The sequence below is a fragment of the Snodgrassella gandavensis genome (assembly GCF_914768025.1).
GTDB classification, from domain to species: domain Bacteria; phylum Pseudomonadota; class Gammaproteobacteria; order Burkholderiales; family Neisseriaceae; genus Snodgrassella; species Snodgrassella gandavensis.
Genome location: NZ_CAJZCE010000003.1, coordinates 84373 through 99137, shown reverse-complemented (window position 1 = coordinate 99137; position 14765 = coordinate 84373). Strand labels below are relative to the sequence as shown.

Sequence of the window (14765 nt, the reverse complement as noted above, 5' to 3'; positions counted from 1 at the left end):
TTATAATCCTCTTACGGCCAGACCAAAGGCAACAGTTAATAAACTACTGTCCAGTTGTAATTTTGCCTGTTCGATACTATCACCGGGTTGTGCTAACAGTATGGGGTTAATCTGTTGTGCCGGGATGCGGGTTTGTTGGCTGATACTATCAGTGAACCCATTGCTTCCATTGTTGCCATAACTGAAAATCAGAATTTCCTCAATTTCGTTTTCCTGACTGGCAGAAGTAAAGTAAAACTGTAAAACCCGCTGAATTTCCTGAATAAACTGTTGCTGAAATGGCTGTGCTACGGCTGAGTTATAATTTTCAGGCTTGGATGGGCTATAAAGCATGTCCCAAGCTTCTTCTTCGGTAAGTTGATAGTTGCGTCGTAAAGACTGTATCAGGTGGTCATAGCCTAGGTTAATTTCTTGTTTGTACAGGAGTTTGCCATGACGCATGATAATTGCCTGTGTTTCCCTGTAATCAATATTGAATACAGCAATACATTTATTGGCAAGATCTGGTTGTCTGATATTGATCCAAGTAATGGCGCTGTTTATTACTGCCAGTAAATCGACATCCATTTGTGTGGGCGTAATGCCTGCTTCAGTATATGCATCCATCAGCATATCGACATCATCCCGCTTACTATTGACTAGTAGCAGATTCTCTCCGCCCTGATCATTAGTACTGATATTTTGGTAATCATAACTGACGTTATCAAGAGAGTCATATTGACTTAGTTCAGCCATAATCTGTTCTTCTTCGGTATACTCCGTATCCTCGGTTCGGCTGAGAAATCGAATGGAGGCCTGTTTTTGTGAAATGGCTACGGTAATGTTGCGACAATTACTTTGAAGTTTTTGTTTTGCCTGTTGCAGATGAGCAACAAGTTCATCGTGATTTTCGATGTTGCCATTACCAATTATATTTTTTGGCAGAGGGACAACAACGTATTTTTCGAGACGAAATTGATTTAAACTGCGTGCATTCAATAGCACCATGTTAATACTTTTATCAGTAATACTGATACCAAGACATTGTCTCGAGGAAGTTGTGGCCACCTTCTTATTCTTTGAATTTATTTTGAAATTATTCATTTTCATGAAAGGGCTTTCTGTCTGTTTATCAAATGAGTGATCTCGTACTTTAAAAATCGCTATTGTATATTGCTAACGAAATGCAGAACAAAGTTTACTTTATTTTGAATATGTTTCGCAGCCTTTAAATGAAAATAAGTTGATTATGATTAGAAAATTATTACTATCTACCGTAGGTCTTTTTGTTGGGCTGGGGCTTTTTGTTGCTGGTCTGGTGGCAATTGCAATTCTGGTTACCTATCCTAAATTGCCGTCTTTGGAAGCTGTGACTCATTATCAACCCAAGATGCCGCTAACAATCTATTCTGCTGATGGTAAGCTAATGGGGCAGTTTGGTGAAGAACGACGTGCTTTTACCCGAATCAATGACTTTCCTCAGGTGCTCAAGGACGCAGTAGTGGCCGCTGAGGATAAACGTTTTTATGAACACGGTGGAGTTGATTTTATTGGTATTACCCGCGCGCTGATTTTCAATATGACTGGTGGCGTACAGTCAGGAGCCAGTACGATTACCCAGCAGGTAGCGCGTAATTTTTATCTCACTAATGAGCGCACATATACACGTAAATTTAACGAAGCTCTTCTTGCCTACAAGATTGAGCAGAAATTAACTAAAGATCAGATTCTTGAGCTTTATTTTAATCAAATTTATCTGGGGCAACGTGCCTACGGTTTTGCGGCCGCATCTCTGATGTATTTTAATAAACCGGTGCAAAAACTGGATTTGGCTGAGGCAACGATTCTGGCCGGTCTACCCAAAGCACCATCCACTTTTAATCCTGTTGTAAATCCGCAACGAGCTAAAATGCGTCAGCGCTATATCCTGAATAATATGGTGGAATTGGGCAAGATTACTCCTGCTCAGGCTGATGCGGCCTTTGCTGAACCGTTACAGTATGTACATTATCAGCAGGCTATCGATCAGAACGCTCTGTATGTTGCAGAATTGGTACGTCAGCAGATGTATGAAAAATATGGTGATGCAGCCTACACTCAGGGTTTTCGGGTGTATACCACAGTCAATTCACAGGATCAGGCTGTAGCTACACAGGCATTGCGTAAAGTACTGACTAATTTTGATAAGGGTGCGACCTACCGGGGAGCAGAAGGTTTTTTTGATCTGGGTAGGATTCCGGATGATATCCGTGATGAGCAGATAGAGCAGTATCTGGCTAGTCGTTCAGCGGTGGATGGTATGCTGCCAGCTGTCGTGACTGCATTGGGTTCAAATTCTATTGTGGTATACATAGCCGGTGTGGGTGAAAATAGGATTGGCGGCAATAGCTATAACTGGATTAAGCGTGCTATTAATAATGACAAATTAGCAGAAGCTTCTATCCGCGTTGGGTCGGTGGTGCATGTGCGTGGGGATGGTAAGAGCTTTCGTGTTGTGCAGCAGCCGGAACTTCAGGGTGCAATTGTTGCTCTGGATGCACAGACTGGTGCAGTAAGAGCACTGGTTGGTGGTTATGATTATTATCGGCGCAGCTTTAATCGTGCTACTCAGGCCAAGCGTCAGCCAGGTTCTTCTTTTAAACCGTTTATTTATTCTGCAGCTATTGCAAAGGGCTTTACCCCTGCAACCATGGTAAATGATGCTCCGATAGTTTTACCCGGGCTGGGTGCTGGTGGGCGTCCTTGGACTCCTAAAAATTCGGATGGACGTTATGCTGGGCTAATTACGCTGCGTCAGGCATTAACAGCATCCAAGAATATGGTTTCAATCCGTATATTGATGGCAATGGGCGTTGATTATGCCAGACAGTATGTGCAACATTTCGGTTTTCGTTCAGATCAGATTCCGAACAGTTTATCCATGGCACTAGGCAGTGGTCAGGTAACGCCCATGCAGATGGCGGAAGGTTATGCTATTTTTGCCAATGGCGGTTTCAAAGTTTCCAATTATGTCATTGACCGGATTTATGATAGTCGTGGTAATTTACGTGCACAGATGCAGCCACTGGTGGCTAATCAGAATGCGCCGCTGGCTATTGATCCGCGTAATGCATATATTTTGTATCACATGATGAAAGATGTGGTTAATCATGGTACTGCTTATGGCGCTCGTGCACTGGGTCGAAGTGATATTGCGGGTAAAACGGGCACAACCAATGATAATAAGGATGCATGGTTTGTGGGTTTTAATCCGAATGTGGTTAGTGCAGTATATATTGGTTTTGACCGCCCTCGCAGCATGGGACGTTCAGCCTTTGGTGGTACTATTGCCTTACCGGTGTGGTTGGATTATATGCGCTATGCATTGAAAGGCAAGCCGATTGTAAATACCCCGGTTCCAGCAGGTATTGTGCAGAAATCTGGTGAATATTTTCTTAAAGAATTTCAGACAACCAATCCTGATTTGCCGCTGGATAATCGAGCAGATGGCCCGGTAACGTCCACAACAAATGATAGTGAGGGTGCTGATGATGCTAGTGAAATACCGATTGCTCCACAGTCTGGCAATAATGGTCAGTTAGATTCACTGTTTTAGCAATCAGCAGAGTTATAACCTCTTGCAACGGGTAATCAGTTTTGATTACCCGTTTTTACTGGTATACAGACAGGGTGTTGATGTATGTTTGGATAAGTTGGACTTGCTGCGTAAATTGCAATAATTGCAGGTAATCTAGTTGGTGGCTAACTAAAAAATTATGCACAGATATCAATAACTCAATAGATTATTTGAATAATAATTGATTATTTGGTAAGTTAAATGCGCCATTGAGTTACAATACTTAGACGGATTATCACATTTTTTAAAAAAGAAAATTTTTGGTTTATTCGGAACCAGAGAGGAAAGGAGTAATATGAGTGAGCAGCAATTACAATCCGGCCAGTCTAATGAAGGTAATAACCAAGATAAAGATACCAACTTAAATGTTTTTGAAAAAAGCGTGCTGGAATATCAGGGTAAACATTCGGCTGAGGATTCCTCTACTGCCCCTTTACCAGCAAGCTATCCTTATCGGACACGTATGCGGCGTGCAACCTATGAACGAGAAAAAGCCAAATTGCAAATTGAATTATTGAAAGTGCAAAACTGGGTTAAGCAGTCTGGTCAGAAGATTGTGTGCTTGTTTGAAGGTCGGGATGCTGCCGGTAAGGGTGGAACAATCAAGCGCTTCATGGAGCATCTTAATCCACGTGGTGCTCGGGTAGTGGCTCTGGAAAAACCGACTGAGACAGAAAAAGGTCAGTGGTATTTTCAGCGCTATATTGAACGTTTACCTACCAGTGGAGAGATGGTGTTCTTTGATCGTTCCTGGTATAACCGTGCTGGTGTGGAACGGGTAATGGGCTTTTGTCAGCCACATGAATACTTACAGTTCATGCGTCAGACGCCAGAATTGGAACGGATGCTGGTAAATAGTGGTATTTATTTGTTTAAGTTCTGGTTTTCTGTTTCAAGAGAAGAGCAGTTGCGCCGGTTTATTTCTCGACGTGACGATCCGTTAAAACACTGGAAACTTTCGCCAGTTGATATTCAGTCTCTGGATCGTTGGGACGATTATACCGCAGCCAAAAACGATATGTTTTTTCACACGCATACTGGTGATGCGCCGTGGACAGTGATTAAGTCTGATGATAAAAAACGTGCGCGTCTCAATTGTATTCGTCATTTTCTAACCGAACTTGATTATCCGGGTAAGGATATTAATGCGATCGGTGCTGTTGATAATCTGATTGTACTAAAGCCGCAAACTCAGTTTAAAGATTCAACAGATACGCATATTGATTAGTTTTGCCGTTGTTTTGCTGTACTGTTAAGCGTAATGATGTTTACGTATAATTCGGATTTCAGGGTATATGCAAGTGTTGTTATAGTTGGGTAAATGTGTCCTGTGTGATTTTATATGAGAATAAGAATGATTTTGCGTTGTTTTCTGGAAAGTAAATTCGCATGGTATTAACCAAATATATTACTGAAACGGCCAAAGCAGCCAAAGAAGCATATTTTTCTTTAACTGCTGTTTCTGCTGCGCAAAAAAATTTGGCTTTGTCTTTTATTGCGGAAAATTTGGCTGCACAGCAAGAAGTCATTCTTGCTGCCAATGAAATTGATATGAACTTAGCACGTCAGCAGGGGTTGGATGCTGCGTTGCTGGATCGGTTGCAACTTACTGAGCGTAGTATTGAGGCCATGATTGATGGCGTGCATCAGGTGGTTGCACTTGCTGATCCTGTGGGTGAGATGGATGAATTTCGTACTCTGCCCAGTGGTATTACGCTTGGTAAAATGCGTGTGCCGTTAGGTGTTATTGGTATGATTTATGAATCGCGACCGAATGTTACTTTGGATGCTGCAATTTTATGCCTGAAATCTGGCAATAGTTGTATTTTACGTGGAGGAAGCGAAGCGATTAACAGTAATCGCGCAATTGCTGCTGTCATTACAGCCTCACTTAAAAAGGCAGGATTACCGGAAGCTGCTGTCAATCTGATTACGGAAACCGATCGTGCTGGTGTGGACGTTTTAGTGAATTTGCCTGATTATATAGATGTAATTATCCCTCGTGGTGGTAAAGGACTGGTGCAGCGGGTGAATGAAATGGCGCGTGTACCGGTTATCAAGCATCTGGACGGAGTATGTCATGTTTATATTGATGTCTCTGCTGCAACAGAAATGGCGATTAATATTGCTGTAAATGCCAAAACTTCACGTTATGGTACTTGCAATACCATGGAAACTTTGTTGGTTCATGCCGGTCGTGCAGCAGAGTTATTGCCTTTACTACAGCAAAAGTATGCTGAAAAAAATGTTGAGTTACGTGGCTGTGTGCATACTCAGCAAATTTTGGCTGATAAAGTTATCCCGGCAAGCGAAGCTGACTGGTCAACCGAATATCTGGCGCCGATTCTGTCTATTAAAGTTGTGACCGATGTTAATGAAGCCATCAACCACATCAATCACTATGGCAGCCATCATACTGATACTATTGTTACCAATGATTTAACTCATGCACAATTGTTTTTGCGTGCAGTAGATTCAGCCAGTGTAATGGTTAATGCATCGACTCGATTTGCAGATGGGTATGAGTATGGTCTGGGTGCTGAGATTGGTATTTCGACTGATAAAATCCATGTGCGTGGCCCCGTAGGCTTACATGGGCTAACCAGTCAGAAATGGATTGTTCTGGGGCATGGGGAAGTGCGTCTCTGAAACTTATCTGTTTCTGATGTTATAATATTATAAAGACATATATGAATTGGTTGAAATGGTTTAGATGCCATAATTCAGATGGTTAAATTCAATACCCTGATCGTTTTTATATAATACTTTTATGGGAGTTTTGGTTTTGATTTCCACCAACCAGTTTGATGAAAAACTGATTATTAATGTTTTAGTATGTCACTAATATTGTGCTGATTAAATTTTGCAGAAATTAAAAGGGCATAATGTGAAACGCATTGTATTGTTTATTGCTACCAATTTTGCAGTTATCATTGTCATTAATGCTGTTCTGAATATTCTCTGTGCGCTTTTGGGAATTAATATCTATGGTAATATTATCAGTACTTTGTTATTGCTGGCCGCTGTAGTTGGCTTTACCGGTTCCCTTAGTTCTCTGATGATGTCTAAAACACTGGCACTCAGTTCAGTTAATGGTCAAATAATTGGTCAACCACAAACGGCAGCAGAGGCATGGTTGTTAAATACTGTTGCCAATCTGGCCAGTCAGTGGAATATTACTATGCCGGAAGTGGCTATTTATGATTCACCTGAACCTAATGCGTTTGCTACTGGTGCCACTCGTAATAGTTCGCTGGTTGCTGTCAGTACTGGCCTATTGCACGGTATGTCGCAGGATGAAGTAGAAGCGGTACTGGCTCATGAAATGGCACATATTGGCAATGGTGATATGGTGACAATGACGTTGTTACAGGGTGTGGTGAATACCTTTGTTTTTTTCTGGGCTCGTCGTATTGCTGAGGCTACAGCCAGAAATGATGATGGTGAGGTGTCGCAGAATACTTACTTTATGGTGAGTATGATTTTACAGATATTCTTTGGTTTTCTGGCAAGTTTGATTGTGATGTGGTTTAGCCGTCAGCGTGAATATCGTGCAGATGCCGGCGCAGCCCGTCTGGTGGGCGCGCCGAAAATGATTGCAGCTTTACAGCGCTTGAAAGGTGAAACAAGCCATTTGCCGGCTGGTATGTTGGCTCTGGGAATTGCCAGCGAGGTTGCTGATCCTCTATTTAGTACCCATCCCACTCTGGACAACCGGATTAATCGTTTGCGTCAGATGTGATTTCCTTGCTCTGTGAATTAGTATATCCAGTAATTGACTAGTGACCGGTTTACTCTCTCTCATAGGAAGAGAGAGTAAACATGATAAATCCAGCTTTTTATGTAGTAAGGGAAACGGATTATCATAATCATTTAAGCTTAGAGTGACTAAGCTGCGCAAACCTCACCTGACGCTAAAGCGCATTACTCTGTGGGTTATGCTCATTAATATTTATTTCGTTTGCAGAAAAATATTTAATGGCATATCTCAACAGTAATTTATCTACGGCTTTTTCGCGGCTTGCGTCATCAACAAATAGCGTTTCGATGTGGTTTCATGAATGTCTCAAATCCATAAATTATTTCCGCTTCATTACGGGTAGTTATAACTCTGATATTGGGTAAACAGACATCAAGCATATTGGGTGCAGTGCGGTAATATGATTTTGCAATAAAAAACGGTAAATAATGAAAACGGATGATTTCCATATTGTCGCAAGGGATTCGAACTGTGATGATGCTGCGGATTCTATTTTTGTAACGTATTTTTCTTAAGATTATGCTTATATAGCAAATAAATTTTTGTGGTCTGTTTTTACATACTTTGGTCTTTTTTAGCAATATAGAGTAAAAATCAGTTGAGCAAATTTGTCATGGCGAGGCAGTATAAGCATATACTCTCAGGCTGTACACTGGTTCAGTATAATGAATTCTAAATGGTAATTATTAGTATAAGTATTTGATAAAAAATAATATTGATATTGGATGATAGAAATAGGAATCAGGTGAAACCTGCACTATCATTCAATGCTTATGCTTTATTTGTTGCGAAATGTTATGTAATCTGATTTTAAGTTGTCAAACCGATAAGTTATGGTTTTGTGTGTATTAACCTAATTCTGTAGTAAGTATTGTGATTGCTAGTCCTACCTCAATTGCTAAAGCCTTTTTCGATATGGGAGCTGATTGTGCTATGGTTTCCATTTTGATTTATCAGGTTTATGATATAACTGGATATCAGAGTCTTGATGACTGTTGATTATTGTAAATTTATGCTGTTTATAAATAATGTTTGTATAGATAAATAGAGAGAAAGATGCGTAATTATCTAACACCTAATTTTAATTTTGCGCCTGTACGTCCTGAGCATGCGCAGGGCAGCAGGGTCTGGGATGAGAATGGGCAGGAATACATTGATTTGGCTGGTGGTATCGCCGTTAATGCGTTGGGACATTGCCATCCGGTATTAATTGAAGCGCTCACTACGCAAGCGCATAAGCTGTGGCATATTTCCAATATTTATACCACACAACCAGCTCAGGATTTGGCGCAGCGGCTGGTAAAGCATACGTTTGCAGAGCAGGTGTTTTTTTGTAATTCTGGAGCAGAGGCAAATGAGGCTGCATTCAAGCTGGCTCGCAAATATGCACGCGATCATTTCTCTGGCGTTGATAAGCACGAGATTATAGCCTGTGTTAATGGTTTTCATGGGCGCACGCTGTTTACTGTTTCGGTTGGCGGGCAACCAAAATATAGTGATGACTTTGCACCTTTACCAGAAGGAATTCGGCATATTTCGTTTAATGATGTTGCCGCTATTGAAGCTGCGGTTAGTGATAAAACCTGTGCAGTTGTTATTGAACCGATACAGGGGGAAAGTGGTGTATTGCCGGCAGCCAGAGAGTTTTTGCAGGCAGCCAGAGAGGCCTGTGACCGACATCAGGCATTACTGATTTTTGATGAAGTGCAGACTGGTATGGGGCGTACCGGAAAATTATTTGCACATCAATACTATGATGTGCAGCCGGATATTGTTTCCAGCGCTAAAGCACTGGGTGGTGGTATTCCGATAGGTGCCATGCTTACTACCGCCAAAGTTGGAAACAGTTTTACGCCCGGCAGTCACGGAAGCACATTTGGTGGTAATCCGCTTGCGTGTGCTGTTGGTTGCGCTGCTTTTGATATTATTAATACACCGGAAACCATGCAGAATGTGCAGCAGCAGGGAGAAAAATTGCAGGCTGGATTGCAGGAATTAGGTGCAACAACGGGTGTGTTTTCTCAGGTAAGGGGGCAGGGGCTGTTGCTTGGCTGTGTGATGTCTGAGGCATATAGCGGGCAGGCGGTACAGTTAATGCAGTTAGCATTGCAACATGGCTTGCTGGTTTTGGTTGCAGGTAACGATGTGTTGCGTCTGGCTCCAAGTCTCTTGTTGACTGATGCTGATTTACAGGCTGGGTTACAACGATTAAAAGCAGCCATTACCGCTTTTGTGCATATTTAAACATGTCTATTTCTTCAGCTAGGCAACGGGTAGTTGTTTTAACAGGTTCTGGCATTAGCGCTGAAAGTGGTTTACAGACTTTTCGTAATCATGGTGGTTTGTGGGATGGAGAACGGGTGGAAGATGTGGCCACACCTGAGGCCTTTGCCCGCAACCCTTTACGAGTGCTGGATTTTTATAATCGTTTACGGCGCCAGTTGCAAAATGTTCAACCGAATGCCGCCCATCTTGCCTTAAGGCATCTGGAAAGTGGCTATGATGTAAATATTATTACTCAAAATGTAGATGATTTGCATGAGCGGGCTGGTAGTAGTCATGTACTGCATTTACATGGTGAGCTATTAAAAGCCAGAAGCAGTGTCGATGAGAATTATATTGTAGACTGTTTTTCTGATCAGACCATGGCGGATGTTGACGCCAGTGGATTCCTGATGCGGCCGCATATAGTCTGGTTTGGTGAGGCAGTGCCTATGATTGAGCCGGCAATACAATTGATGCGTGCTGCTGATATAGCGATAATTATCGGCACTTCTTTACAGGTTTATCCAGCAGCCGGTTTAGTGCAGTATATCCCGCCAGATGCAGAAATTTTTCTGATTGATCCACAGCCGAATGAAGGTTTGCAACATGTCCAGTTTATTCGTGCATCAGCGCAGGCAGGTGTGAGTAGTTTGGTTAGTGAATTGTTGCGGCGTGCTGAAGCACATTCTTTATCCTGTCTGAATAGGGGTGATTAAAATCTGTACTTTCTCTAGTTAGTGCTAAAATTTCAGCTCTGATTTTCTTGATTCTTGTGTATCAGTATGACAAATAAAAATTTAGTCATTGCCAGTCGTGAAAGTGCTCTGGCCATGTGGCAGGCACGTTATGTGCAGCAATGTCTTCAAACGGTGTACCCTGATTTATCTGTTGATATTCGGGGTATGACGACCCGAGGCGATCAGATATTGCATCAGTCTTTATCAAAAATAGGTGGTAAGGGGCTGTTTATCAAAGAGCTTGAGTTGGCTTTACAGCAGGAAACTGCTGATATTGCCGTTCATTCTCTAAAAGATGTACCCATGCAATTACCAGAAGGCTTTGTACTGGCAGCTATAACAAAGCGTGCTAATCCGTTGGATGCTTTTGTTTCTCATCAATATGCCAGCCTAGCTGACTTGCCGGCCGCTGCGATAGTGGGTACTTCCAGCCTGCGTCGTGAAGCGCAGATTCGGTTGCGATATCCGCATTTGCAGGTAAAGCCTTTGCGCGGGAATGTGCAGACGCGTCTGGATAAATTGGATAGACAGGAGTATGCGGCAATTATTCTGGCGGCAGCCGGCCTTGAGCGGCTGGGATTAGATGAGCGTATCCGAAATATATTACCGGCTAATTTATTGTTGCCGGCTGTTGGGCAGGGCGCCTTGGCAATTGAAGTTGCAGCCCATCGTCAGGATTTACTGACGTTGCTGCAAGCACTTCATCATCCTGTTACAGCAGCTTGTGTTACAGCAGAACGTTCTATGGCAAAGGTTTTGGGGGGTAGCTGTCAGGTTCCTCTGGCTGCATATTGTACTGAAAAATTTGGCATGCTTGAGTTGCGCGGTTTGGTTGCTTCTGTTGATGGCAAAACTGTGTTGCGTGCCAGTGCACAGGCCAGCATGGAAGAGGCGAAGCTGCTTGGTTTAAAGGTTGCCCAGCAGTTAGCCCAGCAGGGCGCACAACAGCTGATTAATGCCGTATTATCTGCCCGATGAATGCTCAACCCTGTCTGGCACTAATGCGCCCGCGATTGGCTGCGGCTGCTGATATAGACTGTTGTATCCGCGCAGGCTGGATACCGCTATTACTTGAATATCAGCAGTTGCAACCACGGCCGGCAGTTTTACAACAGTTAGTTTTGCAAAGTCTGGTTGAGAATGTAGTTCTCTGGGTTAGCCCAAGTGCTGTGCATATTGCGGCCAAATATGTTTCTCAGTCAGAAAAATTACTGCATGTGGCGGTAGGGGCATCTACAGCCAGAACATTAGCTGCTTATGGATTCAAGCGAATTTTATATCCCAGTGACGCACATGATAGTGAGGCAGTTTTACGTTTACCTTTGTGGCAGCAACAAAAAGGCAGGCTACTGCTGATTCGTGGTGTTGGTGGACGTGACTTGATCATTAATCAATTGCATCAGCAGGGCTGGCAGATTGAAGTCGCTGAGGTGTACCTGCGCCAGCCGCAGCCAGTTGATTGGTCAGTATTAACACAACAGGCACAGCAGGGAAGTTTGAAGGCGGTTTACATGACGACAACCGCAGCTGTGCAGGCATGGTTTATGCAGTTGCCGCCAGATTTGTACGCAGTTAGCAAAAGCTTGTTATACTTAGTTCACCATCCGCGCATAGCAACCGCGTTAACAGAGTATGGTGTTTCGACACTACTGGTAACGGATTTATACCGTGGATTGGAATTTTTGCATTCTCACAGCACGCTTTGATAGTGGCGCAGGAGTGCTGTTTATCCCAATTATTATGTAGGGAGTATACCGAATGAGTGAACAACAAGATGCACAGTCTAGCCAGCCTCCAGAACAGGGGAAGCAGCCATTACTGGTGAATAAACAGGGTGAGGTTAGTGCACCTCCAGAATCGGCTACTTCTGCGGCTGCTGAAAGTACAGGTAAAGATAAAGATACCGTACATCAAACTACGGATTTTCAAAAAAACAACACAGGATCAGGTATGTCTGCACCCAATGTACCCAGCCAGTCAACTTCTGTAAAACAGCAACATTCCGGTTCGGGTAAAGGGATTGCGCTGGGGGCTCTGGTATTATCTTTACTGGCATTAGGAGCCAGTGGCTTTTTATTTGTTGAAGGCCAGAACCAGCTTAAAACCCAGCAGCTGCAATTTGATCATAAAATCGATAATGCTGGTATTGATGCCAGCAAAACTGCGGCTACTGTAGAAACAGGCCTGGCACGCATTGATGGATTAAGTCGACAGTTGCAGGAGCTGCAATCGCAGCAAAAAACTCAGGGTGAGAATGTTGACCGTCTTACCCGTGCCTATCAGGAGCTAGTGAAAAGTCGCACGGACTGGCTGGTGGATGAAATTGAAGCTACGCTTAATCTGGCTTCGCAGCAGTTATTGATTTCTGGCAATGTGCCGGTGGCCGTAAATGTGCTCGAAAATCTGGATAACCGTTTATCACGTTTTGATCAGCCACAATTATTGCCAATCAAAAAAGCCATCAGCAGTGACTTGGAAAACCTGAAAAGCCGTCCATATCTGGACACGGCCAGTGCTTCTTTACGCCTGAATCGTCTGGAATCAGCCGTTGCCGGCTTGCCTTTGGTAGTAGATGGTCAGTTAAAGCCAGGTACTGTTCCGGCTACTGCAACAATTAATCCGAATGCTTCATGGTGGCAACGTACCTGGCAAACTACTATGCACTCTCTGCGCGGCATGGTAGAAGTACGTCATATCAATCATAATGATTCGATGCTGATGTCACCAGAGCAGATATATTTTGTGCGTGAAAATCTGCGTCTGCGTTTACTTGATGCTCGTATTGCACTGATTCAGCGTCGTGGTGAAGTGTATGTTGCTGATCTAAATGGCGCCGAAGCGACAGTAAAACAGTATTTCGATGGTAGCTCAGTGGCAACACAATCATGGCTGAAAGAGCTGATGCAATTAAAAATGCTTAATGTACAGACCAATCAGGACAGTAATTTGTCTGCTAGTCTGGCTGCTGTACGTGAATATCAGAATCAGTCGGGAATGGATATGTCTACGGCGTTGCCGGATGTAAGTGCTTCTGCTACCAGTGGTGCATCTACTCCATCAGCTTTACATTCTGAAAGGCCGGCTAGCCTGGAAAACAGTAATAATGTGTCCGCAGCCTCTTCTGAGCAGGGAGAAGATACATTATGAGATCTTTGTTATGGTTGATTGTTCTGTTCACTGTTGCGGTTGCTGTGGTACTGGGTGCGAAATATTACAGTGGTGATGTATACATTGTGGTAGAGCAGACTCTGGTACGCATTAATTTGCAGCTTTTTATTGGTATTATTCTGTTAGCTGTGGTGTTGCTGAATATTCTGTTACGCATTGTTATGGGGTTTATGCATCTGCCCGGACATTGGCAGCACTGGCGTATTAATCATCAGCGTCATCAGGTTGAAACGGCATTGAATCATGCTGGTCTGGCTTATTTTGAAGGACGATTCCAGTTTGCCGCACGTGAGGCAGAACGGGTGTTACGCAACAAGCAGGGGCAGCACAGCCGTGCTTTGGCATTATTACTGGCTGCGCACAGTGCAGATCAGATGGATGACATCACAACCCGTGACCGATATTTGAATGATGTTGCCAAACTGCCGCAAAAACAGCAGCTATCCCGCTATCTGTTGCTGGCACAATCTGCATTGGCACAGCACAATGATCAACAGGCAAAAAATGCTCTGGATGCTGCAGCTAAAATCAACCCGAATTTAACCCGGCTGGTTAAGCTGCAATTACGTTATGACTGGGAACAGCGTAATGCACAGGGAGTATTGCAGCAGGTTGACAAATTAACCCGTGCAGGTGCTTTAAGTGACAGTGAACAGCTACACTACCGTTGCTGGGCTTATCGGCAATTACTGACAGAAGCCAAAGACCCGGCTGAACTGAAAAACAGTCTCAAGTTAATACCGGTAGATGAGCAGGAAAGCACACTTAGTGTGGATATTGTGGAAAAATATCTTCAGCTAGGCATGTATGCTCAGGCATTGAAGTGGGTAAAAAAATATTATCCGCGTACCCATGATGCGGCACTGCTACCTGCTTTTAATCAGGCCAACCAGTATTTAAGCGGCAAAGAGCAACAAAAGAATATGGTAACGGCGGATAAGTGGTTGCAGCAGCGGCCGCAAGACCCGGATTTGTTATTATTGATGGGTGAATTGAGCTACCAGCAGCAATTGTGGGGTAAGGCTAAAAGCTATCTGGAAGCCAGTTTGCAATCACGCAATAATAATGTGACCAGATTGCTGCTGGCCAAGGTGCTGGAGCAGTCTGGCCAGAGCGAAGCTGCCGAGCAGCAACGCAATCAGATATTAGCTACCATCAGTGATGATGAGTTGTAATCTTTAGTTTAGTTTTGATTTAACAGGCAGTTAGTGCTTAATGTGCTAGCTGCCTGAGGTTAATT

At 43.4% G+C, this 14765-nt stretch carries 11 protein-coding genes; 10 read left to right on the top strand and 1 reads right to left on the bottom strand.

Annotated elements, in window-relative coordinates; translation table 11 throughout:
* Positions 1–1083, bottom strand: coding sequence for a type IV pilus biogenesis protein PilM (gene pilM, locus MJ764_RS03645; RefSeq protein WP_275415243.1), 1083 nt, complete (start codon positions 1081–1083; stop codon positions 1–3).
* 145 nt (positions 1084–1228) lie between these two features.
* Between pilM and MJ764_RS03640 the strand changes: the two genes are divergently transcribed.
* The 10 genes from MJ764_RS03640 to MJ764_RS03595 all read left to right on the top strand — a co-directional run bounded on the left by MJ764_RS03640 (position 1229) and on the right by MJ764_RS03595 (position 14700).
* On the top strand, positions 1229–3574 hold the full coding sequence (locus MJ764_RS03640; protein ID WP_239324717.1) for a penicillin-binding protein 1A: 2346 nt from the start codon (positions 1229–1231) through the stop codon (positions 3572–3574).
* Between the two features lie 316 nt (positions 3575–3890).
* The gene (ppk2, locus tag MJ764_RS03635; RefSeq protein WP_239324715.1) at positions 3891–4823 is read left to right on the top strand and encodes a polyphosphate kinase 2; all 933 of its coding nucleotides are present in this window, start codon (positions 3891–3893) and stop codon (positions 4821–4823) included.
* Between the two features lie 161 nt (positions 4824–4984).
* Complete coding sequence (locus MJ764_RS03630) at positions 4985–6244, top strand: glutamate-5-semialdehyde dehydrogenase (RefSeq protein WP_239324713.1); 1260 nt, start codon at positions 4985–4987, stop codon at positions 6242–6244.
* A gap of 238 nt (positions 6245–6482) precedes the next feature.
* The gene (gene htpX, locus MJ764_RS03625; RefSeq protein WP_239324711.1) at positions 6483–7337 is read left to right on the top strand and encodes a protease HtpX; all 855 of its coding nucleotides are present in this window, start codon (positions 6483–6485) and stop codon (positions 7335–7337) included.
* Positions 7338–8411: 1074 nt separating this feature from the next.
* The gene (locus MJ764_RS03620) at positions 8412–9599 is read left to right on the top strand and encodes an acetylornithine/succinyldiaminopimelate transaminase (protein ID WP_239324709.1); all 1188 of its coding nucleotides are present in this window, start codon (positions 8412–8414) and stop codon (positions 9597–9599) included.
* A 2-nt stretch (positions 9600–9601) separates the two neighbouring features.
* On the top strand, positions 9602–10336 hold the full coding sequence (locus MJ764_RS03615; protein WP_239324707.1) for an SIR2 family NAD-dependent protein deacylase: 735 nt from the start codon (positions 9602–9604) through the stop codon (positions 10334–10336).
* 66 nt (positions 10337–10402) lie between these two features.
* Positions 10403–11335 (top strand): hydroxymethylbilane synthase, encoded by a 933-nt coding sequence (gene hemC, locus MJ764_RS03610; RefSeq protein ID WP_239324705.1) that lies wholly within the window; start codon positions 10403–10405, stop codon positions 11333–11335.
* Positions 11332–12063, top strand: coding sequence for a uroporphyrinogen-III synthase (locus tag MJ764_RS03605; protein WP_239324703.1), 732 nt, complete (start codon positions 11332–11334; stop codon positions 12061–12063). Before hemC ends, MJ764_RS03605 begins: the two co-directional genes overlap by 4 nt.
* Positions 12064–12115: 52 nt before the next feature.
* Positions 12116–13504, top strand: a complete 1389-nt coding sequence (locus MJ764_RS03600; protein WP_239324701.1) for a uroporphyrinogen-III C-methyltransferase — start codon at positions 12116–12118, stop codon at positions 13502–13504.
* Positions 13501–14700, top strand: coding sequence for a heme biosynthesis HemY N-terminal domain-containing protein (locus MJ764_RS03595; RefSeq protein WP_239324699.1), 1200 nt, complete (start codon positions 13501–13503; stop codon positions 14698–14700). The genes MJ764_RS03600 and MJ764_RS03595 overlap by 4 nt, the downstream gene beginning before the upstream one ends.
* Positions 14701–14765: the final 65 nt, after the last annotated feature.